We start from the raw sequence: 25,018 nt of genomic DNA, 5'->3' as shown, positions 1-25,018 counted from the left end.
GTGACCGTCGTCCGCAGGGTGACCGTCCCCGTCAGGATCGTGGTGAGCGTCGGGACTTTGGCGATCGTCGTCCGCAGGGTGACCGTCCCCGTCAGGATCGTGGTGAGCGTCGGGACTTTGGTGACCGTCGTCCGCAGGGTGACCGTCCCCGTCAGGATCGTGGTGAGCGTCGGGACTTTGGTGACCGTCGTCCGCAGGGTGACCGTCCCCGTCAGGATCGTGGTGAGCGTCGGGACTTTGGTGACCGTCGTCCGCAGGGTGACCGTCCCCGTCAGGATCGTGGTGAGCGTCGGGACTTTGGTGACCGTCGTCCGCAGGGTGACCGTCCCCGTCAGGACCGTGGCGGCAGCGCATCAGGTAACGCCGGCGGCTTCCGTTCACGGGATGACCGCGGTGAGCGTCGGGACTTTGGTGACCGTCCCCGCCAGGATCGTGGTGAGCGCCGGGACTTTGGCGATCGGCCGCGTCAGGATCGTGGTGACAGGTCATTCGACCGTGCCGGCGCAGCCCCCGAACACAACGCCCGGGACCTGCGCAGCTCCAACCGGGTCGACCGCCCGCGTTCGCCGGAGATTGACCCCGACGTCACAGGGGCAGAACTGGACCGCGTCACTCGCGCCCAGCTGCGGACCTTGGAGTCCAAGAACGCTGAATGGGTTGCCAAGCACTTGGTGATGGCCGGACGACTACTCGACGAGGAACCGGAACTGGCCTTCCAGCACGCCTTGGCGGCAAGCCGCAGGGGTGGGCGTATGGCACCGGTGCGAGAGGCCGTCGGCCTGACGGCCTACGCGGCCGGTCACTACGGTGAAGCCCTGAGGGAATTCCGCACCTTCCGCCGGATCAGCGGTTCCAACGAGCACCTGCCGATCATGGCCGACTGCGAACGTGGCCTCGGACGGCCGGACAGGGCGTTGGAGCTGACGCGATCAGAGGACGCCGAAACTCTGGATACGACGGGCAAGGTGGAACTGGCGATTGTGGCTTCCGGTGCCCGCTCCGATCTGCAGCAGTATGATGCGGCGGTTGCAGCCTTGGAGATTCCGCAACTGGACCGGAACCGGGCCTTCTCCTACAGCCCGCGGCTCTTCCGCGCGTATGCGGACGCTTTGGATGCCGCTAACCGCGGCGAGGAAGCACAGCAGTGGAGACGCCAGGCGATGGTGGCCGAAAACGCTCTGGGTGTGGGAGATTTTGCCGAACCTGAGATTGTCGACTTGGTCGGCGATGACATGGAACCGGTCGACGGCCCGCGCGAGGCAGGATCCGTTGCTGAAGAGCCAGCTCTGGTCGGCGACGCAGGGATGACCGGGCCGGCTGAATCTGAAGAGGGCATGCCGGACGACGGTGAAACCGAACCTGTGGACGGCTCTCCGGCAGGCTCAGAGGAAGTGGCTGCTCCAGCTGCGGTGGACGCCGAGGACATGGACGCCGAGGACGCGGACGCCGAGGACGCGGACGCCGAGGACGCGGACGCCGAGGACGCGGACGCCGAGGACGCGGACGCCGAGGACGCGGACGCCGAAGACACCGGCGCTGCGCCTGCGCCGGCCAGCAGGGACAATGACGGGTAACCCCCTGATCTCCGGCTATGACGCCGTGCTGTCGGACCTGGACGGTGTTGTCTACGCCGGGCAAAAGGCTATCCCCGGAGCCGTCGAAGCGTTGAGGCGCCTCGCGGAGACCCGGACCGCACTGGGCTACATCACCAACAACGCGTCACGGTCACCGGCGCAGGTGGCCGCTCATTTGCGTGAGCTCGGTGCCCCGGCCACCGCCGATCAGGTCTTCGGATCGGCACGCGCCGGTGCGCTGATGCTTGCGCGGCACGTTCCCACGGGCTCAAAAGTTCTGGTCACGGGCAGCCAGACGCTGGCGGATGAAACAGCGGCCCAGGGCTTCGTCCCGGTCCGCTCCGCCCTCGATGCTCCGGTCGCCGTGATCCAGGGGTTCGACCCGGAGCTGGGCTGGAAGGATTTGGCGGAGGCGTCATTCGCCGTCGCCGCCGGCGCCGTCTGGATCGCCACCAACACAGACCTGACCATCCCCCGGGAGCGTGGCATCGCCCCCGGAAACGGGTCGTTGGTGGCCGCCGTCCAGGCGGCCACCGGTGTGGCACCTCTGGTCGCGGGAAAGCCGGAAGCGGGCATCTTCACGACGGCGGCTGCGGCGTTGGGAGCGCACCGGCCGTTGGTGGTGGGGGACCGGCTCGACACCGACATCCTGGGCGGCAACAACGCAGGCATGGACACGGCAGTCGTACTGACCGGCATCGACGGGGTCGAAACGGTGCTCGCCGCGCGCACCGCGGAACGGCCACGGTATCTGCTGGGCAGCCTGGCGGAACTGTACCGGCCCTATCCTGCCGTCACCCCTGACGGCTCGGGGTTCCGCTGCGGTGCAGCGCTGGCCGCCGTCGAAAACGGAAAGCTCAACGTCTCCGGCAGCCGGGAGGATGTGGACACCTGGCGGGCTGCCTGCGCGGCCTGGTGGGATGCCTATCCGCACCAGGCATCCGCGGCCACGCCTGACCTTTCCGGCTGAACGCCGATATTAGACTGACTCATGCGGTTGGGTACATCCGCCGACGCAAGGGAGGAAAGCTTGCACCTGCCAGAAACAGGGGAAAGCGGCGGCCAGATGCAGCCGCAGTGGCCAGTCCCCGGTGACTCCACGGCCGACGAGTCAGTCGACACCATCATCTCCGCCCTGACCCATGTTCCGGATCTCCCGGTACGCGAGCACCAAGCCGTGTACCAGCAGATCCATGACGATTTGTTGGCCGACCTGGAGACCGAGGCTGATTGAGCCCGATGCCCAGACTGGACCAGGAGCTCGTATCCCGCGGATTGGCACGGTCCCGTACCCATGCAGCCAAGCTCATAGCGTCCGGACGGGTCAGCCGTGCCGGAACTGTTCTGACCAAGGCGTCGGCCGCCGTCGGCCCGGACGACCCGCTGGTTGTGGCCGCCGACGGAGGCCCCGACTACGTCAGCAGGGCCGGACACAAACTGGCCGGAGCACTGGCGGCCTTCCCCGCGGTTGATCCGGCCGGCCTGCGCTGCCTCGATGCGGGAGCTTCTACCGGCGGTTTCACCGATGTACTGCTGCGCGCCGGCGCGCGGGAGGTCGTCGCCGTGGACGTCGGGCACGGCCAGCTCGTCGACGCGATTCGCACGGACAGCAGGGTCAGGGTGTTTGAAGGCATGAACGTCCGGTATCTCGACCCGGCAGCGATCGGCGGCCCGGTGGATCTGACCGTCGCGGATTTGTCGTTCATCTCCCTCACCATGGTCATCGAACCCTTGGCCGGCGCCACCCGTCCGGCCGGGAATCTCCTGCTGATGGTCAAGCCGCAGTTCGAGGTTGGCCGCGAACGGCTGGCGCGCACCGGCGTCGTAAGTTCACACGCGGAACGGCACAGGGCCGTACGCAACGTTGTCGCCGCGGCCCTGGAAACGGGGCTGGACGTCCGCGGATTGGCGGCCAGTCCGCTCCCGGGCCAGGACGGGAACGTCGAATATTTCCTGTGGATAAGTGTGCCGCCGGGGGCTCCGGAGCGCAGAACGGGTAGGGTGCTGCAGGGGGCAGTGGACGCAGCAATGGCCGATTTTCCGCAGGAGCGGGGAGCACGGCCGGACCAGTTGGATGAACCGAGAGGTCAGGAACCGGAAGTGGAGCGATGAGCCGGCGGATATTGGTGCTCGCGCATACCGGGCGGGCAGACGCCTTGGCGGCCGCGCAGGAAACGTGCGCCCAACTCCACTCGTCCGGCCTGGTGCCGGTCATGCGAAGGGAGGAGGTCGGACACCTCCAAGAGACCTATGGCGAGCTGGCCGTTCCCACCGAGATCCTGGACGAGGACATCAGCCTGAACGGTGTCGATCTGGGCATGGTGCTCGGCGGTGACGGCACCATCCTGCGCGCCGCTGAGCTGGTCCGGGAATCGGACGTCCCGCTGCTTGGCGTCAACCTGGGACATGTCGGCTTCCTGGCCGAGAGCGAGCGGGCGGACCTGGCCCAGACGGTCCACTGGGTGGTAAACCGCGAATACACAGTTGAAGAGCGCCTGACCATTGACGTGCAGGTGTGGCTGGACAAGCGCAAGATCGGCCATACCTGGGCGCTGAACGAGGCAGCGGTGGAGAAAGGCGACCGGCAGCGGATGTTGGAGGTAGTGGTCGAGGTCGATGCCCTGCCCATCAGCTCGTTCGGCTGCGACGGCGTGGTGATGGCCACCCCCACCGGGTCCACGGCCTATGCCTTCTCGGCGGGCGGCCCGGTGGTTTGGCCGCAGGTGGAAGCCCTGCTGATGACACCGATCAGCGCCCACGCGCTGTTCGCCAAACCGCTGGTGGTGGCCCCGGATTCGATCATGGCGGTGGAAGTGCTCAGCCGCAGCGATGCCAACGGCGTATTGTGGTGCGACGGCCGCCGCAGCCTGGAGCTGCCGCCCGGATCCCGGATCGAAGTGACCCGCTCCAACAAACCCGTGCGGCTGGCCCGCACCCGGAGGACGCCGTTCTCGGAACGTTTGGTCCGCAAATTCGAACTACCGACGTCGGGATGGCGCGGCCCCGTCAGCCCCTCGGAAGAACAACCGCCGACCTCGTCCCTGCCTACCGTGCGAACAGTGGAACCACGATACGCCCAGCCAAGCCAGGAGGCGCCAAAGTGATCGAAGAAATCCGGATCCGCAACCTGGGCGTCATCACCGAGGCCACGCTTCCGTTGGGGCCGGGGCTGTCGGTGGTGACGGGCGAGACCGGAGCCGGCAAGACCATGGTGGTCACCGCGCTTGGCCTGCTGCTGGGAGCCCGCGCCGATGCCGGGGCGGTGCGGACCGGGGCACCCAACGCCGTGACCGAGGCCGTGGTTCGGCTTGCCGCGGGAAGTCCTGCCCTGGCCCGCGCCGGTGAAGCGGGGGCGGACATCGACGAGTTCGACGGCGGAGCCGAACTAATGCTCGCCCGTACGGTGAACGCCGACGGCCGCAGCCGCGCGCACGTCGGCGGCCGGGGAGCGCCGGTGGGAACGCTGGCCGAAATAGGCGGCCACCTGGTGGCGGTCCACGGCCAAACAGACCAGCTGCGGCTCAAGAGCCAGCAGGCGCAGCGGGAAGCGCTGGACAAGTTTGCCGGTGAAGCCCTCACCACGGCGCTGTCCGGTTACGCAGCATCGTTCGCCCGTTGGAAGGAAGCCAGCGCCGAGCTGGAGACCCTGCGCACCGAAGCCCGCGAACGGCTGCGCGAAGCCGAGGCGCTGCAGCAGGCGCTGGAGGAAATTGATGGGCTGGACCCCCAGCCCGGTGAAGACGACGCCCTCAAGGCCGAAGCCGTAAAGCTGGCGAATGTCGAGGAACTGCGGGCTGCTGCCACCTTGGCTCACCAGGCACTCGTGGCCGAGGAGTACACCGATTCTCCGGACGCGACGGCCCTGGTGGACGCGGCGAAGCGGTCGCTGGAGCAGGTCCAGGACGAAGACGCCGACCTGGGCCGTGCTGCGGCCCGGCTGGCCGAGGTCGGAATCATCCTCGCCGACGTCGCCGCGGAGTTGGCGAGCTACGGCGCCTCGCTGGACAGCGAGGGCCCGGGCCGGCTGGAGGAGGTCGAGGCGCGCCGGGCCGACCTGGCACGGCTTGTGCGCAAATACGCGCCCAGCATCGACGAAGTGCTCGAGTGGGCCGTTCAGGCCCGCAGCCGCCTGGAGGACCTGACCGACGACTCCAGCCGGATCGAGCGGTTGGAGGCAGAAATCGCCGAACTGGACTCCGCTTTGGCCGTCCAGTCCGCCGCCGTGACGGCGCTGCGGCGTGAAGCCGCTGCCGAACTTGGCCGCCGGGTCGGCGCAGAACTGTCGGCGCTGGCCATGGCCGAGGCCGAACTGTTGATCGATATCGAACCCGCGCCGGCCCTGACGGTGCACGGCGCCGACGTCATCACGTTCTTGCTGAAGCCGCACCGGGGCGCCCCGCCGCGCCCGCTGGGCAAGGGTGCCTCCGGCGGTGAACTGTCCCGCGTGATGCTTGCCATCGAAGTGGTGCTGGCGGAGGTGGATCCTGTGCCCACCTTCGTCTTCGATGAAGTGGATGCCGGCGTCGGCGGCAAGGCAGCCGTCGAGATAGGCCGTCGCCTGGCCATGCTGGGGCGCTATGTGCAGGTCATTGTGGTGACGCACCTGCCGCAGGTGGCGGCTTTCGCGGACCAGCACATCCGCGTGATCAAGACGGCCGGCGGGGATGACGGCGGGATGACCGCCAGTGACGTCCGGTTGCTCGACGACGAGGAACGGGTGACCGAACTGGCCCGCATGCTTGCGGGCCAGGAAGAATCCCATTCCGCCCGGGCCCACGCCCAGGAACTGATCGACGGAGCGAGGGCGCTGTAGCATCGGCTACAGGCACGACCAGCCCCCCGCCGCCGGCGGGGGAGGAGTTGACCGGCGGGTGTGTGTTCGCACACCCGGCAGCGGTCGGAACGGCCTTGAGATCCGAGGGCGTCCAGAAAGGTGATAGGCTCGAATTCCGTGGTGCAGCGAACTAATTCCCGGTTTTCCAAGTCGTCCAAGACGACCAAACATATCTTCGTCACCGGCGGCGTGGCGTCCTCGCTCGGGAAGGGACTGACGGCTTCAAGCCTCGGCCACCTGCTCCGTGCCCGCGGCCTCTCCGTGACGATGCAGAAGCTCGATCCCTATCTGAACGTGGATCCGGGCACGATGAATCCCTTCCAGCACGGTGAAGTCTTCGTCACGGACGACGGCGCGGAGACCGATCTGGATATCGGACACTACGAGCGGTTCCTGGACGAGAACCTGGACGGTTCGGCAAACGTGACCACCGGCCAGGTTTACTCCACGGTGATCGCCAAGGAACGCCGCGGCGAATACCTCGGCGACACCGTTCAGGTCATCCCGCACATCACCGACGAGATCAAGCGCCGCATGCGCCTGCCCGCCGAGCCCGTCGCGGGCAAGAAGGTTCCGGACGTGATCATCACCGAGATCGGCGGCACCGTCGGCGATATCGAATCGCAGCCGTTCCTGGAATCCGCCCGCCAAGTCCGTCAGGATGTCGGGCGGAACAACGTGTTCTTCCTGCATGTCTCGCTGGTGCCGTACATCGGCCCGTCGCATGAGTTGAAGACCAAGCCGACACAGCATTCCGTCGCCGCGCTTCGCTCCATCGGCATCCAGCCGGACGCCATCGTGATCCGGTCCGACCGGGAAGTCCCCGCGGCGATGCGGGAGAAGATCGGCCGCATGTGCGACGTGGACATCGACGCAGTCATTGGCTGCCCGGACGCGCCGAGCATCTACGACATCCCCAAGACCCTGCACTCGCAGAACCTGGACGCGTACATCGTGCAGCACCTTGACCTGAAGTTCAAGGATGTCAACTGGACCAAGTGGGACCGGCTGCTGTCGGCGGTCCACAACCCGAAGCACCACGTCGAGGTGGCGCTGGTGGGCAAGTACATCGACCTGCCCGACGCCTACCTGTCGGTGACCGAAGCGCTGCGCGCCGGCGGCTTCGCCAACCAGACCCGGGTGAAGATCCGTTGGGTTCCCTCGGATGACTGCGCCACCGAAGAGGGTGCGGCCGCCGCACTCGACGGCGTGCACGCCATGTGCGTGCCCGGTGGCTTCGGCATCCGTGGCCTGGAGGGCAAACTCGGCGCACTCAGGTACGCCCGCGAACACAAGCTGCCCACCCTTGGCCTGTGCCTGGGCCTGCAGTCGATGGTGATGGAGTACGCCCGCAACATCGTGGGACTGGAAGACGCTTCCTCCACCGAGTTTGATCCGGACACCAAGCACCCGGTGATCGCCACCATGGCCGAGCAGCTGGACATCGTCGACGGCAAGGGCGATTTGGGCGGCACCATGCGCCTGGGCCTGTACGAGGCGGCCCTGCAGTCCGGTTCCGTCGTTGCAGAGACCTACGGCAGCACCAAGGTCAGCGAACGTCACCGGCATCGCTACGAGGTCAACAACGAATACCGCGACCAGCTGGCTGCGGCGGGCCTGGTTTTCTCGGGTACCTCCCCGGACGGCAAGCTGGTGGAGTTCGTTGAACTGCCCCGTGACGTGCACCCTTACTACGTCTCCACCCAGGCGCATCCGGAACTCAGCTCGCGCCCCACGCGGCCGCACCCGCTGTTCGCGGGCCTCGTTGCCGCCGCCCTGGAACAGGGCAAGGCCAAGGCACCGGCAAAGTCCGGAGCCTGAGTGTCGGCACACCCCGAGGTCTTCGCCGACGTCCCTGATCCGCGTCCGCTGGTCGACAGCCGTACGGTGTATCGGGGACGCATCTGGGACGTGGTCAGCGACACGTTCACCCTGGGCCCCGGCACCGGCGAGACGCTAGTGCGCGACTACATCGCACATCCGGGGGCGGTGGCCATCCTGGCGATGGACACGCAGGGACGGGTCCTGCTGCTGAGGCAGTACCGGCAGCCCACCAGGATGTCGCTGTGGGAGATCCCCGCGGGGCTGCTGGACGTGGACGGCGAGGACTTCGTGGATGCCGCGGTGCGGGAACTGGCCGAGGAAGCGGACCTGGTGGCCGGTCGCTGGAACGTGCTGGTGGACTTCTTTAATTCGCCCGGGTCCTCCAGCGAGGCAATCCGGATCTACCTGGCCCGTGACCTCTCCGAGGTTCCGGAAGCCCAGCGGCATCAGCGCACCGATGAGGAAGCCGAAATCGAGCACCTCTGGGTGGATCTGGACGACGCCGTGGACGCGGTCATGGCCGGACGGCTGCACAATCCGTCGGCCGTGACCGGGGTGCTCGCCGCCGCCAGGGCTGCGGCCACCGGCTTCGAGAACCTGCGCCCGGCCGATGCTCCCTGGCCCGAGCATCCCAGCCAGCGCCCGGACGGTGCCGCTGGAACCGGCCGGGACTGATCCGCCATCGCGCCCGTGCAGGCCCCGTCAGCCAAAGGAGACGAATTCACCGCAACGCCGCTGGGGCGCGCGGCGGGCGACTACTTGCAGCACATGGCGGTGGAACGCGGGCTGGCCGCCAACACCGTAGCGGCCTACCGCAGGGACCTGGGCCGTTACCTGCGTTTCCTGCAGGCGCGCGGGGTCGGCGAGCCGTCCACGGTGACCCGACACGATGTCACGGCGTTTGCCCAAGCCATCACCGATGGGTCCGACGGCGCCGCCGCGCTGAGCGTCAGGTCCGCGGCGCGGACCATCGTGGCCGTGCGGGGGCTGCATAAGTTTTGGACGCTTGAGGCGATCACGGAAACCGACCCCGCCACTGACGTGCACCCGCCGATGCCCGGCAAACGCCTGCCGAAGGCGATTTCCGTAGCCGCTGTCACCCGGATCCTGGAATCGGCGGGGGCAGACACCCCCACCGGGCTGCGCGACCGGGCGCTCTTGGAGTTCCTGTACGCGACCGGCGCGCGGATCAGCGAAGCGGTTGGCCTGGACGTCGACGATGTCAGCGTCGAACCGCAAGGCGACGGTCCCGCCGTCGTCCGCTTGTTCGGCAAAGGGTCCAAGGAGCGGCTGGTGCCGCTGGGCTCCTTTGCTGCCCAGGCGGCGGACGCGTACCTGGTCCGGGGACGTCCTGCTCTGGCCGCGAAGGGACACGGCACACCGGCGTTGTTCCTGAACGCCCGCGGTGGCCGGCTGAGCCGCCAAAGCGCCTGGACCATTCTGAAGACTGCCGCGGAAAAGGCCGGGATCACCCAGCCCGTTTCCCCCCACACCCTGCGCCACTCCTTCGCCACCCACCTGCTGGAGGGCGGCGCGGACGTCCGGGTGGTGCAGGAGCTGCTGGGCCATGCGTCCGTGACCACGACGCAGATCTACACGCTCGTCACCGCCGATACCCTCCGCGAGGTTTACGCGGCGGCACATCCGCGGGCCCGGGGCTGACGGGGTAACCGTGGAGCGCGGGCTTGCTGCAGCGGAACATGACCCTTGGAGCCGTGGCGCCGGGCTAGACTCGCTGCCATGACTGTCGCCGTTGCCCTGTGCTTCCTGCTCCGGGAGGACGCGGGGCGCCGTTACGTGCTCCTCGGCCGGAAGAAGACCGGGTTCGGCACCGGGAAGGTCGTGGGAGTCGGCGGCAAAGTGGAGCCGGGGGAGGGCGACGACGACGCGGCCTGCCGGGAGATGCAGGAAGAGACCGGAGTCCGCGTCGGGCCCGAGGCGCTGGAGCAGGCCGGACGGATTTTTTTCGATTTCCCGGAGCAGCCCGCGTGGAATATGGACACCGCGCTCTTCGTGGCCCGGCGGTGGGAGGGCGTCCCGGTCGAGTCTGCGGAAATCGCCCCGGCCTGGTACCGCGTGGACCGGCTGCCGCTGGGGCAGATGTGGCAGGACGCCGGCCATTGGCTGCCGCTGGCGCTGTCGGGGCAGCGGCCTCGGCTGCGGGTGCTGATGCAGCCGGATAACGAAACAGTGGCCGGCGTCGAGAATCTCGACACCGGCCACCGCGTGGCCTGGCAGACCTAGCGGCCCAGCTCCCGCTGGGCGGGCCCGTTGTATTCACTGAGTGGACGGATCAGCGAGTTCGACTCCAGCTGCTCCATAATGTGGGCGGTCCAGCCGGTGATGCGGCTGGCCACGAACAGCGGGGTGAACATCTCCGTGTCGAACCCCATCAGGTGGTAGGTGGGCCCGGCGGGATAATCCAGGTTCGGTTTGATGTTCTTGGCCTCGGCCATCGCGTGCTCAAGGCCGTCGTAGAGGCCGAGTATTTCGGGCCGTCCATAGTGTTCGATCATCTTGTCCAGGGCGGCCTTCATGGTCGGCACGCGGGAATCGCCGTGCTTGTAGACCCGGTGGCCGAAGCCCATCACCTTCTGCTTGTCGGCCAGAGCCTGCTCCATCCAGGTCCGGGCGCGGGCGGCGGCCTCCTCGCGGGGCTCATCGGGGCGGATGCCGATCTGCTCGAAGGTGTGCATGACCGCCTCATTCGCTCCGCCGTGCAGCGGGCCCTTCAGCGCGCCGATCGCACCGGTCACGGCCGAATGCAGGTCGGACAGCGTGGAGGTGATCACGCGCGCCGCGAACGTGGACGCGTTGAAAGAGTGCTCCGCGTACAGGATCATGGACACATTAAAGGCGTCCACGACTTCCGGGGCGGCCTCTTCACCGAAGGACATCCAGAGGAAGTTCGCCGCGTAGCCCAGGTCTTCGCGCGGTTCCACCAGCTCCTGGCCGCGGCGGCGGCGCTGGTCGTAGGCGACGACCGCCGGGAAGGCTGCCAGCAGCTCCACGGCTTTGGCCATGTTCGCCTCCGGAGAGGAATCCCCGGCCAGCGGGTGTCGGGCTCCGATCACGCTGGCGGCCGTCCGGCAGACATCCATCGGGTGGGCCTCGAGCGGCAGCACATCGATGACCGATTTCACCACCGGGTCCAGGGCTCGTCCGCCGCGTTCGGCCGCCGTGAAGTCCCGCAACTGGCCGCTGTCCGGCAGCTCTGCGTTCCAGAGCAGATACGCCACTTCTTCGAAGCTGCAGTGCGCGGCCAGGTCCTGGACCGGGTAGCCGCGGTACAGCAGCGAGTTCGTCTCCGCGTTGACCTTCGAGATCTTCGTGGTGTCGACGACGACGCCGGCCAGCCCCTTGCGGATCTGCGGTGCTTCGGTTGATGCATCGGTGCTCATGGCGACTCCTATGTCTTGTGGTCAGTGCCGGCCGGGCACCTGGAAATTGAATACAGAGGTGTCGAATTGGTTATACGCCTCATAATCCACCAATTCGTACAAACGCGCACGGGTCAGCATGTCCGCGACCCGTGACTGCTGGGTCCCGTCGGCCTTGATGGCGTCGAGGGTCCGCTCGGCCGCGCCCATCGCGCTGCGCAGCAGGGTGACCGGATAGATCACCATGTTGACCCCGGCGGACGACAGCTGGTCCACCGTGAACAGGTCACTCTTGCCGAACTCGGTCATGTTGGCCAGCACGGGCACGTCAACGGCCTCGCGGATGGCAGCGAATTCCTCCAGCGTCCTCATGGCTTCGGGGAAGATCGCGTCCGCGCCGGCATCGACCAGCGCGCGGGCACGGTCCTGGGCGGCAGCCAGGCCGTCGACGGCGCGGATATCGGTCCGCGCCATGATCAGGAAGTTTTCGTCCCGGCGGGCGTCCGCGGCGGCCCGTATCCGCTTGCTGGCGGTCTCCAGGTCCACCACGTTCTTGCCGTCCAAATGGCCGCAGCGCTTGGGATTGAACTGGTCCTCGATGTGGCAGCCGGCCAGGCCCGCGTTCTCCAGCTCCTGCACGGTGCGGGCCACGTTCATCGGCTCGCCGAAGCCGGTGTCGGCGTCCACCAGGGCCGGCAGGTCGGTCATCCGGGCGATCTGGCCGGCCCGGGTGGCGACTTCGGTCAGCGTGGTCAGCCCGATGTCCGGCAATCCCAGGTCGTTGGCCAGCACGGCGCCGGAGATGTAGACGCCGTCGAACCCCTTCTCCTGGATCAGCCGCGCCGAGAGGGGATTGAACGCGCCCGGGAACTGCTGCAGCTCCCCGGACGCCAGCCCCTCGCGCAGGGTCCGGCGCTTCTGCTCCGGGGTGGTCGCAGAGTAAAGCATTTAGAACAGCCCCTTCGGTCCGGCCGCGAGGTCGATGACCCCGCCGGCTGCCTGGATATTCAGCTGGTCCAGCTCGCCGACGGCCAGTTCGGGCAGGCGCTCGGCGACGGCCAGGAACCTGTCGATTTCAGCCTCGTCAACGATTCCGGCCGCCAGCGTGCGCAGCTTATACACGTACTGTTCCCGGGCGAACGGGCGGGCGCCCAGCGGGTGGGCATCGGCCACGGCAATCTCGTCGGTGATGACCGTTCCGTCGGCCAGGGTGATCTCCACGGAGCCGCCGAAGGCCTTCTCCGAGACGTCCAGCGAATGGTACCGGCGGGTCCACTCCGGGTCTTCCTCGGTGCTGACCTTCTGCCACAGCGCCACGGTGTCCGGGCGGGCCGCACGCTCGGGGGCGTACGAATCAACGTGGTGCCAGGCGCCATCCTGCAGGGCCACCGTGAAGATATAGGGGATCGAATGGTCGAGTGTTTCGCGGGAGGCCGCGGGGCTGTACTTCTGCGGATCGTTCGCGCCGGAGCCGATCACGTAGTGCGTATGGTGGCTGCTCTTGATCAGCACCGACTTCACGTTCTCCGCGTCGGTGGCCTCCGGATGCATGCGGTGCAGCCTGCGGGCCAGATCGATCCAGGCCTGTGCCTGGTACTCGGCCGAGTGTTCCTTGGTGTAGGTGTCCAGGATGGCGCGCTTGGGTTCGCCCGGGGCCGGCAGCGGCACGTCGTAGGAGGCATCCGGGCCGTCCAGCAGCCAGGCGATGACGCCGTCTTCGCCTTCGTAGATCGGCACGGGTGAGGTCTGTCCGCGCATGGCCCGGTCCACGGCTTCCACGGCCATCTTGCCGGCGAATGCCGGTGCGTGGGCTTTCCAGGTGGAGATTTCGCCCTTGCGCGATTGGCGTGTCGCCGTCGTCGTGTGCAGCGCCTGGCCGACGGCCTGGAAAATGGTCTCCGTATCCAGGCCCAGCAGCGTGCCGATGCCGGCGGCGGCGGACGGTCCCAAATGGGCCACATGGTCGATCTTGTGTTTGTGCAGGCAGATGGCCTTGGCCAGATCGACCTGGATTTCGTAACCGGTGGCGATGCCGCGCATCAAATCGCGGCCGTTCGCGCCGACGTGCTGGGCCACCGCGAGGATCGGCGGGATGTTGTCGCCGGGGTGCGAGTATTCGGCGGCCAGGAACGTGTCGTGGTAATCCAGTTCGCGCACGGCCACGCCATTGGCCCACGCCGCCCACTCCGGGGAGGTTTTCCCGGCGACGCCGAACACCCCGGCGCCTTGTCCGCCGCCGGAGACCGGGTGGCTCAGCGCCTGCGCCCGTGCGGCGATAATCGGCCCACGGTTCAGGGATGCGACCGCCACCGAGGCATTGTCGATGATCCTGTTGATCACCATCTCGGCTACATCGTCGGTAACCTCCACCGGGTCGGTGGCTACCCGGGCGATCTTCTGGGCTAGCTGGTCCTCGCGCGGCAGGTTCTCTTCGCTGCGGTAGACGCGTACGTGGTGCTTGACGGTCATTCAGGCTGTCCTCTCGGCTGGCAGGTCGGTCCGGTGTTTCGGATCGGTGGTCTTGAAGTGTTCCAGGCTCTGGTGGAGATGGATGCGGGTGGCCGCGGCCGCCACCTGGCTGTCGCCGTCGGCGATGGCGCCGGCGATGTTGGCGTGTTCGGCCGCCGACGCCAGCAGCCGGGCCGGGTTGTCCCGCGCGAGCCGGCGGATCCTCACCAAGTGGACGCGCAGGTTGGCCATCGCTTGACGGAGGTAGGTGTTGGCAGCGGCGCGGTCCACTGCGGCGTCCAGCCTGCCGGCCAACTCGTAGTATGCCCGGGGATCCGGCACGGCGCCGCGCATGGCCTCGGCAGCCGCAAGGAATTCCTGCTGCAGCCGCCGGAACTCGGCCGGTTCGCCGCGTTTGGCGGCCAAAGCCGTCGCCTGGCACTCCAATGCCGTGCGCAGTTCGAAGAGCTCGGTGACGTTCTCCAGCGAGACGTCGGCGACGACGACGCCGCGTCCGGTGTGGGGCGTGGTCAGCCCTTCCGCGGTCAGCCGGCCCAACGCCTCGCGGAGCGGGGTGCGGGAGATGCCCAGTCGGGCGGCTTGTTCCACCTCGGCCAGGACAGTACCCGGAGGCAGCCGCCATTCCACGATGTCCTCGCGCAGCGACCAATACGCGCGTTCGCCGGCACGCAAGTTCTGCTTCATGGTGCCAGTGTATACACAGTTGTGCCTGCCGTGCGCGAAAAGCGGAAAAAGCGTCCCCTTTGTATACATAAGTTCGCCGTCGTGCCCTCAAAGCGAGTCTTCCGCGCCGCGTAGGGCGTTGAACCTTAGACCTCTACTTGAAGCTAAAGGCTCGCCGGTCATCAGCCGCCTGTCGATCGATAACAGGACGGTCACTGTAACCTTGTCAGGAAGAAGAACGGCAGCGAAACGATGGAAGCTGGGTTAGATACGTGAGCAGCGAACAAGGTTCGACAACCACTCTGCGGCAAGCGGACGAGGATGTCCTGGGCCCGACCGGGCGGCCGCTGACCGAGTTCCCTGAACCGCCCGTCCTGACATCCCATGGTCCCGCGCGAATCGTGGCAATGGTCAACCAAAAGGGCGGCGTCGGCAAGACCACGTCCACCATCAACCTCGGCGCAGCCCTGGCCGAGGTCGGCCGCAAGGTCCTGCTGGTCGATTTCGACCCGCAGGGCGCCCTGTCGGCGGGGCTGGGCACCAATCCGCATGAGTTGGACCTGACCGTCTACAACGTGCTGATGGACCGCAAGACCGACATCCGCGAGGCGATCCAAGCCACGGACGTGGAAAACATCGACCTGCTGCCGGCCAACATCGACCTCTCGGCCGCGGAGGTGCAACTGGTCAACGAGGTGGCGCGCGAACAGGTCCTGGCCCACGCGCTGCGCAAGGTCGAGGACGACTACGACGTCATCCTGATTGACTGCCAGCCCTCGCTGGGCCTGCTGACCGTTAACGCGCTCACCGCAGCCCACGGCGTGATCATTCCGCTCATCTGCGAGTTCTTCGCCCTGCGCGCGGTGGCGCTGTTGGTGGAGACCATCGAAAAGGTCCAGGACCGGCTCAACCCGCGCCTGCAGATCGACGGCGTGTTGGCCACCATGTACGACGCCCGCACCCTGCACAGCCGCGAGGTCATCGGCCGACTGCTGGAAGCGTTCGGCGACAAGGTCTTCGAAACCGTGATCAAGCGCACCATCAAGTTCGCCGACGCCACCGTCGCCGCCGAACCGATCACCAGCTACGCGGGCAACCACGCCGGCGCAACCGCCTACCGCGATCTGGCCAAGGAGCTCATCGTCCGCGGCGGCGCCCCCTGATGAGGCCCTCGCCGGCAGGGACAGTCCCGGCAGGGACAGGGCCGGCACGGCAGGACCCCCCGCCAGGCGTCCCGGGGGAGGAGGGCGACCGGAAGCCGGCGGGCTTCGCCGTCACCCTGGACAATTTCAGCGGACCGTTCGATTTGCTGTTGGGACTCATTTCCAAGCACGAACTGGACATCACCGAAGTGGCGCTTGCCCGTGTCACCGACGAGTTCATCTCCTACATCCGCCGCCTGCAGGCCGACGGCAACGACAAGGCCCTGGACGAAGCCAGCGAATTCCTCGTGATCGCGGCGACCCTGCTGGACCTCAAGGCCGCCCGGTTGCTGCCTACCGGCGAGGTGGAGGACGACGAAGACATCGCCCTGCTCGAGGCCCGGGACCTGCTCTTCGCCCGGCTGCTGCAGTACAAGGCCTTCAAGGAAATCGCGGCCCTGCTGGGCCAGCGCCTGGCCCGGGAGGCAGAACGCTTCCCGCGGCAGGTCGCGCTGGAGCCGCAGTTCGCTGCGCTGCTGCCCGAGCTCGTGTGGCGCACGCCCCTGGCGGAGTTTGCCGCCCTTGCGGCCAAAGCGCTGGAGCCCAAGGAGCCCGCGCCGACCCAGGTGGGACTCGCGCACCTGCATGCGCCGCCGGTCAGCGTGAAGGAGCAGGCGGCCCTCCTGGGGGCACGCCTGCAGGCGGGTCGGCCGCTGTCGTTCCGTGCGCTCACCGATGATGCGGACGGCGCGCTGGTGGTGGTTGCGCGGTTCCTGGCGCTGTTGGAGATGTTCCGCGACGGCGTCATCGCGTTCGAACAGGTTGCGCCGCTCGGGGAGCTGACGGTCCGTTGGACCGGCCCGGACACGGAATGGACCGGCGATAACCTCAGCGAAGAATATGACAACGCACCGGCGGCCGACACGGCCACGGACGGAACGGAGGGACGCGATGACTGATCCGCTGGAGGAACCGGCCGGACCCCAGGTCGACGTGGAGCGGTTGCCGGGCGGTGCCCGCGCCGCCTTGGAAGCGGTCCTGATGGTTATCCACGAACCGGCCACCGATGTTGAATTGGCCACAGCACTGGCCCTGCCGGTGGACACCGTCCAGGCCCTCCTGCTGGACCTGCAACGGGAGTACGACGGCGGTGCAGCCGGCAGGCCCGCCGCGGAGCCGCGGGGCTTTGAGCTGCGCAACATCGCCGGCGGTTGGCGGATCTTTTCGCGCAGCGATTTCGCGCCGCTGGTGTCCCGCTTCGTGCTGGAAGGCCAGACCGCACGGTTGACCCAGGCCGCGTTGGAGACGCTGGCCGTCATCGCGTACCGGCAGCCGGTCTCCCGGGCCCGCGTTTCGGCCATTCGAGGGGGCAACGTCGATTCCGTCGTGCGCACGCTGACCCAGCGCGGACTCATCGAGGATTCCGGCACCGATCCGGAGACCGGAGCCATCCTGTACCGGACCACCTCTTATTTTCTGGAAAGATTGGGTATAGGAAGCATCGGCGAACTGCCGGAGATCGCCCCGCATCTGCCGGGGCTGGAAAACCTGTCCGAGTACGACGACGCTTCGCTCTAGGCTGCCGGCCTCCGGCAGCACCAGACCATTGCAGTAGTTTCCACGGGTAAGGATCCACCATGACACAACCGCCTCGTTCCGGTTCCGGACGGAACAACCCCCGCGGCGGAAAACGTCCGGGCGACGGCCGCCGGCCGGACGATGCTGAGCGCCGTCCGCAGGGCGGTTCCGCCCAGGGACGTGGCCGGCCCGGTCAGGGGTCCGGCGGCGCGGGCCGGACCGGTGCCGGCAAGCCGGGCGGCGGCCGCTCCGGCGCGGCCGGACGGGACCAGGGCCGTAACGAGTTCGGCAAGAGCTCCGGTCAGCCGGGTGCCCGCCGCGGTCCGGCCGACCCCGGTGCGGCCGACCCCGGTGCGGCCAAGCACGGCAGCCGCAAGCCGTCGACGGCCGGTCCGGGCGCAGGAAAGCCTGGCAAACCGGCCGGCGGCAAGGCCGCAGGCAAGGCAGCGGGCAAGGCAGGGGCCGGCAAGTCACGCGGCGGGAAGCCGCAGCGACCGGCCGGCCCGCAGCCCTTCGGACGGGAGCGCTTCGGCCAGAACCTCGGACCGGTCAGCCGTCCGGGCCGTCCCTCGCGGGCGGGAGCGGGAGCGTCCTCCGAGCTGCACGATCCGGAGGGAGTACGCCTGCAAAAGGTCCTCGCCGGGGCCGGTGTAGCCTCCCGCCGCGTGTGCGAAGAATTGATCCAGGCCGGCCGGGTCGAAGTGGACGGCGTGACCGTGCGCGAACTTGGCGTGCGCGTCGACCCGTCCCGCGCCGTGATCCATGTAGACGGTATCCGCGTCCAGATGGACGAAACGCTCACGTACCTGGTCTTCAACAAACCCAAGGGCGTTGTCTCCACCATGGAGGATCCGGAAGGACGCCCCTGCATCAGCGACTACCTCAAGCCGCAACAGGGCCAGCGGCTGTTCCATGTGGGCCGGCTGGACCAGGCCACCGAAGGCCTGCTGCTGCTGACCAACGACGGCGAACTCGCCAACCGCCTCACCCACCCGTCCTACGAGGTCCCCAAAACGTATCTTGTGCAGGTCCGCGGTCCCATGCCGCACGGTGTCGGGGCACGGATGAAATCCGGAATCGAACTGGAAGACGGCGTGTCCTCGGTCGATTCGTTCAAGCTGGTCGACTCGACGCCAGGACATGTCCTGGTGGAAGTCGTGCTGCATTCGGGCAAGAACCGCGTCGTGCGCCGGTTGTTCGACGCCGTCGGCCACCCCGTGGAACGGCTCGTCCGGATCCAGTTCGGCCCCATCCGGCTGGGTGATCAGCGACAGGGCAGCATCCGCGCCCTGGGCCGCCAGGAAGCAGGGCATCTGCTGGCCTTGGTGGGGATGTAGCCGGTGAACCCAGCACACGCGCAGGCTACCCATCTGTCCGGCCCGGTCCTGGTGATCGGGACCGGGCTGCTTGGAGCCAGCATTGGGCTTGGCCTGCGTGCCCGCGGTATCGACGTCCTGCTCTCGGACCCATCGCCGTCGGCCCAGGGCGTGGCGCAGGATATCGGTGCCGGACGGATCCTGCCCGCCGGGGAGAAGGTGGAACCCCAACTGGTCGTCGTCGCGGCGCCGCCGGACGTCACCGCCGCCGTCGTGTCGCGGGCCCTGCGCGACTACCCGGACGCCGTCGTCGTGGATATTGCGAGCGTCAAGACGGCTGTCTTCGAGGCGCTGGCCAAGGATCCGGACCTGGGGGAGGCGGACCTTGGCCGTTACGTGGGCACCCACCCGATGGCGGGACGGGAAAAATCCGGCCCGGTCGCGGCCCGCGGCGAGATCTTCACGTCGATGCCGTGGGTCCTGTGCCCGTCGGAATTGTCCCTGCCGGGTGCGGTGAAGGCCGCGCACGCGCTGGCGATCGACCTGGGCGCGGTGGTTTCCCAAATGTCGGCCGACGAGCATGACGCCTCCGTGGCGTTGATCTCGCACCTGCCGCAAGTGATGTCGTCGCTGCTGGCCAGCCGGCTGCAGGACACGCCGGCGCACGCCTTGTCCCTGTCCGGCCAAGGCCTGCGCGACGTCACGCGGATCGCGGCCAGCGACCCGGCGTTGTGGGTGCAGATCCTCGGCGCGAACGCGTCCCGGCTCGTGCACATCCTGTACGGCGTCCGCGAGGACCTGGAACGGCTGATCAGGACGCTTGAGCACCCCGAGGCCGACGGCTCCCGGTTGGATCTGGCCCAGCTGATCAGCGAAGGCAACGCCGGCCAGGCGCGGATTCCCGGCAAGCACGGTGCTCCTCCGCAGGCGTTCGCGTGGCTGACCGTCCTGGTCGACGATACGCCGGGCCAAATCGCCCGCCTGCTTACCGAGATCGGCGAGGTGGGCATCAACCTGGAAGACCTGCGCCTGGAGCACTCGGCCGGCCAGCCGGTGGGGCTGGCGGAGCTCGCCGTGCTGCCCAGCAAGCGACACGAACTGATTGATTATTTGACCTCACACGGATGGAAGGTTGTGCAATGAGCGCGGCGGAAGTGGACATGGCTCGTTACCGGCAGGGCAAGGCGCTGGTGGTTGCCATCGACGGGCCGTCGGGCTCCGGCAAGTCGTCCGTCAGCAAGGAAGCCGCACGCCGGCTGCACGCGTCCTATCTGGACACCGGCGCCATGTACCGGGCCGTGACCTGGTACTGCGTCAACACCGGTGTGGACCTGGCGGATGCGGCGGCCGTCGAGCAGGCCAGCAAGGACGTCGACCTGCAGATCAGCACCCATCCGGACGACGAATATGTGCGCATCGGCTCAACGGACATCACCGACGAGATCCGCGAGCCGTCAATTTCCGCATCCGTGAGCGCCGTGGCCACCACGCTGGGAGCGCGGGCCGAGCTGGTCCGGCGCCAGCAGCAGATCATCGCCGATTCCGGCCGCCGGATCGTTGCCGAGGGCCGCGATATCACCACGGTGGTTGCTCCCGACGCCGAGGTGCGGCTGCTGCTGACCGCCAGCGAAGAGGCGAGGCTGCGCCGGCGCGGCCTCCAGCTGGGCGGGACGCAGAGCGACGCCGACCTGCACGAGCAGGTGCTGGCCCGCGACGCCAAGGATTCGACCGTCGTGAACTTCTCCGAGGCCGCCGACGGCGTCTTCACCGTGGATTCCTCCAATCTGGATTTCGAACAAACCGTCGAGGCGGTGCTCGCCGTCGTGCGGCATGCCGCGCACTGAACTGGCCAGCGCCGGCACCGGTGCGGATCACCGGCCGCAGCGGGATGGCATCCCTCGCCCCGGCCGCGTTTTCCACGTGGCGTTCGGCTCCCCGGAGACCTGCCGGCGGCTGCCCTCGGTGGCCGGCCGTGTTTCAATGGACACTGCAGCCGAAGAGATCCGCCGGAAGCTGTCCGGCCATGTCCGGCAGCGTGGCGTTCACCGGGCAGCCGCTTCCGGCCAACCATGCCCGCGACGACAATCGGCTTGCTGCCTACCCAGAAGGAACAGACGATGAGTGACACCCAGCCCGGAACCTCCCCGGCGGACCGGCCGGCCGACGAGGAATACCGTCCGGCGGGCGAGGACCAGATCGCCGAGCACATGCTGGAGCTCGACGACGCCGAAGCCGAGTTGCGCGCCGCGTCGCTGCGCGCCGGCCTGGCCGACTACGACCTTGACGACGAGGACGCCGCGCTGCTGGCCGCGGCCGGAGAGCCCGTCCCCGAAGACGAACCGCTGCGGGTGGCGCCCGTGCTGGCCATCGTCGGCCGGCCCAATGTGGGCAAGTCGACGCTGGTGAACAGGATCTTGGGCCGGCGCGAGGCAGTGGTCGAAGACACCCCCGGCGTCACCCGCGACCGTGTCTCCTACTCGGCCCACTGGAACGGACGCCCGTTTACCCTGGTGGACACCGGCGGCTGGGAGCATGATGCCCGCGGCATCCACGCCCGCGTCGCCGACCAGGCCGAAATCGCGGTGGACATGGCCGATGCCGTCCTGCTGGTGGTCGACGCCAACGTGGGGGCCACCGCCACCGACGAAGCAGTGGTGAAGATGCTCCGGCGCAAGAAGAAGCCGGTCATCCTCGTGGCCAACAAAGTGGACGACATGGCCCAGGAAGCCGAAGCCGCCACCCTCTGGGGCCTCGGCTTTGGCGAACCGTACCCGGTATCGGCGCTGCACGGCCGTGGCACGGCCGACATGTTGGACGCCGTCATGGAGGTGCTGCCGGAGTTCTCCGCGTATGGGGGACTGGAACGCACCGGGGGGCCCCGCCGGGTGGCGCTGATCGGCCGCCCGAACGTGGGCAAATCGTCGCTGCTGAACAAGCTGGCCGGCAGCGAGCGGGTAGTGGTCGACTCCATTGCCGGCACCACCCGCGATCCGGTCGACGAAATGATCGAACTGGGCGGGCGCACATGGCGCTTCGTCGACACGGCCGGGATCCGCCGCCGCGTGCACATGCAGCAAGGTGCCGACTTCTATGCTTCGCTCCGCACGCAGGCAGCGCTCGAAAAGGCGGAGGTCGCCGTCGTGCTGCTGGCCGTGGACGAGGTGCTCAGCGAGCAGGACGTGCGCATCCTGCAGTTGGCCATCGATTCCGGCCGGGCGCTGGTGCTTGCCTTCAACAAGTGGGACCTGCTGGACGACGACCGCCGCCGGTACCTGGAACGCGAGATCGAGCAGGACCTGGCCCACGTGGACTGGGCGCCCCGGGTGAACATTTCGGCCAAGACCGGCTGGCACAAGGACAGGCTGGTTCCGGCGCTGGACCGCGCCCTCGAGTCCTGGGACAAGCGCATCCCCACCGGCCGCCTGAACGCCTTTCTGGGCGAACTGGTCGCGGCCCACCCGCACCCGGTGCGCGGCGGCAAGCAGCCGCGCATCCTGTTCGGCACGCAGGCTACCTCCCGGCCGCCGAAGTTCGTGCTGTTCACCACCGGTTTCCTGGACCCCGGCTACCGCCGGTTCATCACCCGCCGGCTGCGGGAAACATTCGGCTTCGAAGGCACCCCGATCGAGGTCAGCATGCGGGTGCGCGAGAAGCGGTCGCGCAAGCACTGATCCGGCCCCGGCCCGCGGTCCGGGCACCGGCGCCACCGCCCCGCGGGGGCGCCGGTGGTCATGACGCAAGGAAAAATGCTGTACAGTATTTGAGGTGGTTCCGCCGGTTGCATGAAGCGGAACTTCGGGTTGTGGCGCAGCTTGGTAGCGCACTTGACTGGGGGTCAAGGGGTCGCAGGTTCAAATCCTGTCAACCCGACAGCAAGGGATCCGGTCCGCGAGGGCCGGGTCCCTTTTCCATTGGCTTGTGCAAGGCCCTGTATGCCTATACTTTCAGCGATGGCGGGGAACGGATCCTTGCCGCAGCAACTGGCCGTCCATGGTGCGAGAAAGGCAACCGATGAGCAATATTCCTGCCGACCTGAAGTACACAGCCGAGCATGAGTGGGTGGCTGCCGCGGATGCAGAGGGCACGGTGCGCCTGGGTATCACCGACTTTGCACAGGACGCCCTCGGCGACGTGGTCTACGTGCAGATGCCGGAAGCCGGCTCTTCCATTACCGCCAACGAGGTCATCGGCGAGGTGGAATCGACCAAGAGCGTCAGCGACATCTACGCTCCCGTCAGCGGCGAAGTCGCGGCCGTCAACGACGCGCTGGAGTCCGACCCCGCCCTGATCAACTCCGATCCGTACGGGGAGGGGTGGCTGCTGGAGGTCAAGCTTTCGGATCCAGCAGCGCTGGAGACTCTGCTCAGTGCCCCGGAGTATGAACAGCAGGTAGGCTAGGAGCTACCGGAGCCACTCGACGGCCAACCGGTCCTGAACCGGTTGGCCGCTACATTTCTACGGGAGGAACTATTGATGGTGGGCGAAGCTCGCAACGCCACAAACAACGGGAACGGCGACGGCCGGAACCCGGAGGCGAACGCGGAAACCACATCCATCTCTTTGCCGCCGCAGACGCTGGTTAACGTCGCCAAGCCGAGGCTTTCCTCCGAGGAGGAAGCATCGGTGTTCGCGCTGCCTGCGGGGTCGGCGCTGCTGATAGCCCACGGCGGCCCGAACGCCGGGGCGCGGTTCCTGCTGGACCAGGACGTCACCACGGCCGGCCGGCACCCGGAGGCGGACATCTTCCTTGACGACGTCACGGTGTCGCGCAAGCACGCGGAATTCCGCCGCTCCGGCGACGGCTTCATGGTGGTGGACTCCGGCAGCCTTAACGGCACCTACGTCAACAACGACCGCGTGGACAGCCTGCAGTTGCGGACAGGCAACGAGGTGCAGATTGGCAAGTTCCGCCTGACCTACTACGCAGGCACGGCGGCAAAGGGGCAGGGCTAACCTGTGCCCGGGTCCCAGCCAGCACGGCGCACCCTCGGGTCGTCCCGGGAGGGGTACCGCAGCAGCGTCCTCAATATCGGCGAGGTGCTGCAACAGCTGACGGAGGAGTTCCCGCAGATCACGGCCTCCAAGATCCGCTTCCTGGAGGAAAAAGGGCTGATCAGCCCCCAACGCACGCCGGCCGGCTACCGGAAGTACACCACGCAGGACGTCGAACGCCTCCGCTTTGTGCTGGCCCTGCAGCGCGACCAGTACCTGCCGCTCAAGGTCATCAAGGATTACCTCGACGCGATCGACCGTGGCGAGCGGCCGGAAGCCCTTCCCGGCGGCATGACCCTGGCCCCCCGGATGGTCTCGGAACCGCTGGCGGCAGAACTCAACGGAAGGGGGCGGGCGCTCACCCGGGCCGAACTGCTGCAGATCAGCGGAGCCTCCGCGGAACTCGTGGACGACCTTCTCGCCTACGGACTGATCAACGCCCACGACGCCTGTTTTGACGAACACGCACTCAAGGTCGTGCGCGCCTGCAGGCAGCTGGGCAGCCATGGCATCGAACCGCGGCACCTTCGTCCGTTCCGGGCCGCCGCGGACCGCGAGGTCGGGCTGGTGGAGCGTGCCGTGGCACCGCTGGCGTCCCGGCGCGATGTCGCCTCCCGGGCGCGTGCCGCGGAAGCCGCCAAGGAAATCAGCGATCTGTGTCTGAACCTGCACACTGCGCTGGTTCACGGGCACCTGGCCCAAATGGACCGCTGAACGGAGAAGCCATGCTCGAACTCGAGGTTGTCGGAGTCCGCATTGAACTCCCGTCGAACCAGCCGCTGGTGCTGCTCAAGGAAACCGACGGCGAACGGCACATACCCATCTGGATCGGCGCGCCGGAAGCCAGCGCGATTGCGTTCGCCCAGCAGGGCATCAAACCGCCGCGCCCCATGACCCACGACCTGCTGCGTGACGTCGTCGACGTGCTCGGCCGGCGCATCACTGAAGTCCGCCTGGTGACCGTCCAGGACACCGTCTTCTTTGCCGAGCTCGTGTTCGACGGCGGTGCAACCGTCAGCTCCCGCGCCTCGGACGCCATCGCCGTGGCACTGCGTGTGCCCTGCCCGATCTACTGCGCGGACGAAGTGATGGACGAGGCCGGGGTCAAGATCGCCGAAGCCGCCGAAGATGAGGAATCCGACGGCCAGGCGCAGGAGACCGCGGAAAGCCAGTTGCGCGAGTTCAGGGAATTCCTCGCCGACGTGGAGCCCGAGGACTTCGAAAAATAGCCGTCGCCGGGCTCTGG

General features: G+C 67.8%; 26 protein-coding genes and 1 tRNA gene. 23 read left to right on the top strand and 4 right to left on the bottom strand.

What is annotated here, in order from left to right; translation table 11 throughout:
• The 11 genes from AC5RUK_RS04875 to AC5RUK_RS04825 all read left to right on the top strand — a co-directional run.
• Nucleotides 1-675, top strand: a 675-nt coding sequence (locus AC5RUK_RS04875) for a hypothetical protein (protein ID WP_494151518.1), incomplete at its 5' end; no start/stop codon positions are given.
• A 77-nt stretch (nucleotides 676-752) separates the two neighbouring features.
• Nucleotides 753-1,574 (top strand): hypothetical protein, encoded by an 822-nt coding sequence (locus tag AC5RUK_RS04870; protein ID WP_494151517.1) that lies wholly within the window; start codon nucleotides 753-755, stop codon nucleotides 1,572-1,574.
• Nucleotides 1,564-2,544 (top strand): HAD-IIA family hydrolase, encoded by a 981-nt coding sequence (locus AC5RUK_RS04865; protein WP_494109089.1) that lies wholly within the window; start codon nucleotides 1,564-1,566, stop codon nucleotides 2,542-2,544. Before AC5RUK_RS04870 ends, AC5RUK_RS04865 begins: the two co-directional genes overlap by 11 nt.
• 60 nt (nucleotides 2,545-2,604) lie before the next feature.
• Complete coding sequence (locus AC5RUK_RS04860) at nucleotides 2,605-2,808, top strand: hypothetical protein (protein WP_494109090.1); 204 nt, start codon at nucleotides 2,605-2,607, stop codon at nucleotides 2,806-2,808.
• Nucleotides 2,809-2,813: 5 nt separating this feature from the next.
• The gene (locus AC5RUK_RS04855; RefSeq protein WP_494151516.1) at nucleotides 2,814-3,686 is read left to right on the top strand and encodes a TlyA family RNA methyltransferase; all 873 of its coding nucleotides are present in this window, start codon (nucleotides 2,814-2,816) and stop codon (nucleotides 3,684-3,686) included.
• The gene (locus AC5RUK_RS04850) at nucleotides 3,683-4,678 is read left to right on the top strand and encodes an NAD kinase (protein WP_494109092.1); all 996 of its coding nucleotides are present in this window, start codon (nucleotides 3,683-3,685) and stop codon (nucleotides 4,676-4,678) included. The genes AC5RUK_RS04855 and AC5RUK_RS04850 overlap by 4 nt, the downstream gene beginning before the upstream one ends.
• Nucleotides 4,675-6,387 (top strand): DNA repair protein RecN, encoded by a 1,713-nt coding sequence (recN, locus tag AC5RUK_RS04845; protein WP_494151515.1) that lies wholly within the window; start codon nucleotides 4,675-4,677, stop codon nucleotides 6,385-6,387. The genes AC5RUK_RS04850 and recN overlap by 4 nt, the downstream gene beginning before the upstream one ends.
• Before the next feature lie 120 nt (nucleotides 6,388-6,507).
• Nucleotides 6,508-8,229 carry a CTP synthase gene (gene pyrG / locus AC5RUK_RS04840; protein ID WP_494109094.1) on the top strand — a complete coding sequence of 574 codons (1,722 nt, stop codon included), beginning with the start codon at nucleotides 6,508-6,510 and terminating at the stop codon, nucleotides 8,227-8,229.
• Entirely contained in the window at nucleotides 8,230-8,907 is a 678-nt protein-coding gene (locus AC5RUK_RS04835; protein WP_494109095.1) for an NUDIX domain-containing protein, read from the top strand.
• Between the two features lie 93 nt (nucleotides 8,908-9,000).
• Nucleotides 9,001-9,894 (top strand): site-specific tyrosine recombinase XerD, encoded by an 894-nt coding sequence (xerD, locus tag AC5RUK_RS04830; RefSeq protein ID WP_493987555.1) that lies wholly within the window; start codon nucleotides 9,001-9,003, stop codon nucleotides 9,892-9,894.
• A gap of 78 nt (nucleotides 9,895-9,972) precedes the next feature.
• Nucleotides 9,973-10,476 (top strand): 8-oxo-dGTP diphosphatase, encoded by a 504-nt coding sequence (locus tag AC5RUK_RS04825; protein WP_494109096.1) that lies wholly within the window; start codon nucleotides 9,973-9,975, stop codon nucleotides 10,474-10,476.
• Here the strand turns inward: AC5RUK_RS04825 and AC5RUK_RS04820 are convergent.
• The 4 genes from AC5RUK_RS04820 to AC5RUK_RS04805 are packed head-to-tail and all read right to left on the bottom strand — an operon-like array spanning nucleotide 10,473 to nucleotide 14,753.
• On the bottom strand, nucleotides 10,473-11,633 hold the full coding sequence (locus tag AC5RUK_RS04820) for a bifunctional 2-methylcitrate synthase/citrate synthase (protein WP_494151514.1): 1,161 nt from the start codon (nucleotides 11,631-11,633) through the stop codon (nucleotides 10,473-10,475). The two genes, AC5RUK_RS04825 and AC5RUK_RS04820, sit on opposite strands and share 4 nt — an antisense overlap.
• Nucleotides 11,634-11,654: 21 nt before the next feature.
• Nucleotides 11,655-12,560 carry a methylisocitrate lyase gene (prpB, locus tag AC5RUK_RS04815; protein ID WP_494151513.1) on the bottom strand — a complete coding sequence of 302 codons (906 nt, stop codon included), beginning with the start codon at nucleotides 12,558-12,560 and terminating at the stop codon, nucleotides 11,655-11,657.
• Nucleotides 12,561-14,081, bottom strand: coding sequence for an MmgE/PrpD family protein (locus tag AC5RUK_RS04810; RefSeq protein WP_494151512.1), 1,521 nt, complete (start codon nucleotides 14,079-14,081; stop codon nucleotides 12,561-12,563).
• Nucleotides 14,082-14,753, bottom strand: a complete 672-nt coding sequence (locus tag AC5RUK_RS04805; protein WP_494109131.1) for a GntR family transcriptional regulator — start codon at nucleotides 14,751-14,753, stop codon at nucleotides 14,082-14,084.
• A 263-nt stretch (nucleotides 14,754-15,016) separates the two neighbouring features.
• Here AC5RUK_RS04805 and AC5RUK_RS04800 point away from each other — a divergent pair, with 263 nt between their 5' ends.
• From AC5RUK_RS04800 to AC5RUK_RS04745, 12 genes are all read left to right on the top strand, one after another.
• Nucleotides 15,017-15,907, top strand: a complete 891-nt coding sequence (locus AC5RUK_RS04800; protein WP_494151511.1) for a ParA family protein — start codon at nucleotides 15,017-15,019, stop codon at nucleotides 15,905-15,907.
• Nucleotides 15,907-16,845, top strand: a complete 939-nt coding sequence (locus AC5RUK_RS04795) for a segregation and condensation protein A (protein ID WP_494151510.1) — start codon at nucleotides 15,907-15,909, stop codon at nucleotides 16,843-16,845. The genes AC5RUK_RS04800 and AC5RUK_RS04795 overlap by 1 nt, the downstream gene beginning before the upstream one ends.
• The gene (scpB, locus tag AC5RUK_RS04790) at nucleotides 16,838-17,464 is read left to right on the top strand and encodes an SMC-Scp complex subunit ScpB (protein WP_494151509.1); all 627 of its coding nucleotides are present in this window, start codon (nucleotides 16,838-16,840) and stop codon (nucleotides 17,462-17,464) included. The genes AC5RUK_RS04795 and scpB overlap by 8 nt, the downstream gene beginning before the upstream one ends.
• A 59-nt stretch (nucleotides 17,465-17,523) precedes the next feature.
• Nucleotides 17,524-18,801, top strand: a complete 1,278-nt coding sequence (locus AC5RUK_RS04785; protein ID WP_494151508.1) for a pseudouridine synthase — start codon at nucleotides 17,524-17,526, stop codon at nucleotides 18,799-18,801.
• A 3-nt stretch (nucleotides 18,802-18,804) separates the two neighbouring features.
• Entirely contained in the window at nucleotides 18,805-19,923 is a 1,119-nt protein-coding gene (locus tag AC5RUK_RS04780) for a prephenate dehydrogenase (RefSeq protein WP_494151507.1), read from the top strand.
• The gene (gene cmk / locus AC5RUK_RS04775; RefSeq protein ID WP_494151506.1) at nucleotides 19,920-20,624 is read left to right on the top strand and encodes a (d)CMP kinase; all 705 of its coding nucleotides are present in this window, start codon (nucleotides 19,920-19,922) and stop codon (nucleotides 20,622-20,624) included. The genes AC5RUK_RS04780 and cmk overlap by 4 nt, the downstream gene beginning before the upstream one ends.
• Before the next feature lie 273 nt (nucleotides 20,625-20,897).
• Complete coding sequence (der, locus tag AC5RUK_RS04770) at nucleotides 20,898-22,451, top strand: ribosome biogenesis GTPase Der (protein ID WP_494151505.1); 1,554 nt, start codon at nucleotides 20,898-20,900, stop codon at nucleotides 22,449-22,451.
• Between the two features lie 125 nt (nucleotides 22,452-22,576).
• Nucleotides 22,577-22,650, top strand: a tRNA-Pro gene (locus AC5RUK_RS04765).
• 141 nt (nucleotides 22,651-22,791) lie between these two features.
• Entirely contained in the window at nucleotides 22,792-23,178 is a 387-nt protein-coding gene (gcvH, locus tag AC5RUK_RS04760) for a glycine cleavage system protein GcvH (protein WP_493977985.1), read from the top strand.
• 75 nt (nucleotides 23,179-23,253) lie between these two features.
• Nucleotides 23,254-23,733 carry an FHA domain-containing protein gene (locus AC5RUK_RS04755; protein ID WP_493987495.1) on the top strand — a complete coding sequence of 160 codons (480 nt, stop codon included), beginning with the start codon at nucleotides 23,254-23,256 and terminating at the stop codon, nucleotides 23,731-23,733.
• Between the two features lie 75 nt (nucleotides 23,734-23,808).
• The gene (gene ftsR, locus AC5RUK_RS04750) at nucleotides 23,809-24,486 is read left to right on the top strand and encodes a transcriptional regulator FtsR (protein WP_493987553.1); all 678 of its coding nucleotides are present in this window, start codon (nucleotides 23,809-23,811) and stop codon (nucleotides 24,484-24,486) included.
• Nucleotides 24,487-24,497: 11 nt separating this feature from the next.
• Entirely contained in the window at nucleotides 24,498-25,001 is a 504-nt protein-coding gene (locus AC5RUK_RS04745) for a bifunctional nuclease family protein (protein ID WP_493987494.1), read from the top strand.
• Nucleotides 25,002-25,018: the final 17 nt, after the last annotated feature.

It is taken from the genome of Arthrobacter sp. Y3223065, assembly GCF_059090885.1.
This window is presented reverse-complemented; position numbering and strand designations above follow the sequence as displayed.

What these genes read in the sequence shown, in the direction of transcription:
- AC5RUK_RS04870 (WP_494151517.1), top strand. Translation starts at nt 753, where the DNA reads ATGGCACCGGTGCGAGAGGCCGTCGGCCTGACGGCCTACGCGGCCGGT.
- AC5RUK_RS04865 (WP_494109089.1), top strand. Translation starts at nt 1,564, where the DNA reads ATGACGGGTAACCCCCTGATCTCCGGCTATGACGCCGTGCTGTCGGAC.
- AC5RUK_RS04855 (WP_494151516.1), top strand. Translation starts at nt 2,814, where the DNA reads ATGCCCAGACTGGACCAGGAGCTCGTATCCCGCGGATTGGCACGGTCC.
- AC5RUK_RS04850 (WP_494109092.1), top strand. Translation starts at nt 3,683, where the DNA reads ATGAGCCGGCGGATATTGGTGCTCGCGCATACCGGGCGGGCAGACGCC.
- xerD (WP_493987555.1), top strand. Translation starts at nt 9,001, where the DNA reads ATGGCGGTGGAACGCGGGCTGGCCGCCAACACCGTAGCGGCCTACCGC.
- AC5RUK_RS04825 (WP_494109096.1), top strand. Translation starts at nt 9,973, where the DNA reads ATGACTGTCGCCGTTGCCCTGTGCTTCCTGCTCCGGGAGGACGCGGGG.
- AC5RUK_RS04820 (WP_494151514.1), bottom strand. Translation starts at nt 11,633, where the DNA reads ATGAGCACCGATGCATCAACCGAAGCACCGCAGATCCGCAAGGGGCTG.
- prpB (WP_494151513.1), bottom strand. Translation starts at nt 12,560, where the DNA reads ATGCTTTACTCTGCGACCACCCCGGAGCAGAAGCGCCGGACCCTGCGC.
- AC5RUK_RS04810 (WP_494151512.1), bottom strand. Translation starts at nt 14,081, where the DNA reads ATGACCGTCAAGCACCACGTACGCGTCTACCGCAGCGAAGAGAACCTG.
- AC5RUK_RS04795 (WP_494151510.1), top strand. Translation starts at nt 15,907, where the DNA reads ATGAGGCCCTCGCCGGCAGGGACAGTCCCGGCAGGGACAGGGCCGGCA.
- scpB (WP_494151509.1), top strand. Translation starts at nt 16,838, where the DNA reads ATGACTGATCCGCTGGAGGAACCGGCCGGACCCCAGGTCGACGTGGAG.
- AC5RUK_RS04785 (WP_494151508.1), top strand. Translation starts at nt 17,524, where the DNA reads ATGACACAACCGCCTCGTTCCGGTTCCGGACGGAACAACCCCCGCGGC.
- cmk (WP_494151506.1), top strand. Translation starts at nt 19,920, where the DNA reads ATGAGCGCGGCGGAAGTGGACATGGCTCGTTACCGGCAGGGCAAGGCG.
- der (WP_494151505.1), top strand. Translation starts at nt 20,898, where the DNA reads ATGAGTGACACCCAGCCCGGAACCTCCCCGGCGGACCGGCCGGCCGAC.
- gcvH (WP_493977985.1), top strand. Translation starts at nt 22,792, where the DNA reads ATGAGCAATATTCCTGCCGACCTGAAGTACACAGCCGAGCATGAGTGG.
- AC5RUK_RS04755 (WP_493987495.1), top strand. Translation starts at nt 23,254, where the DNA reads ATGGTGGGCGAAGCTCGCAACGCCACAAACAACGGGAACGGCGACGGC.
- AC5RUK_RS04745 (WP_493987494.1), top strand. Translation starts at nt 24,498, where the DNA reads ATGCTCGAACTCGAGGTTGTCGGAGTCCGCATTGAACTCCCGTCGAAC.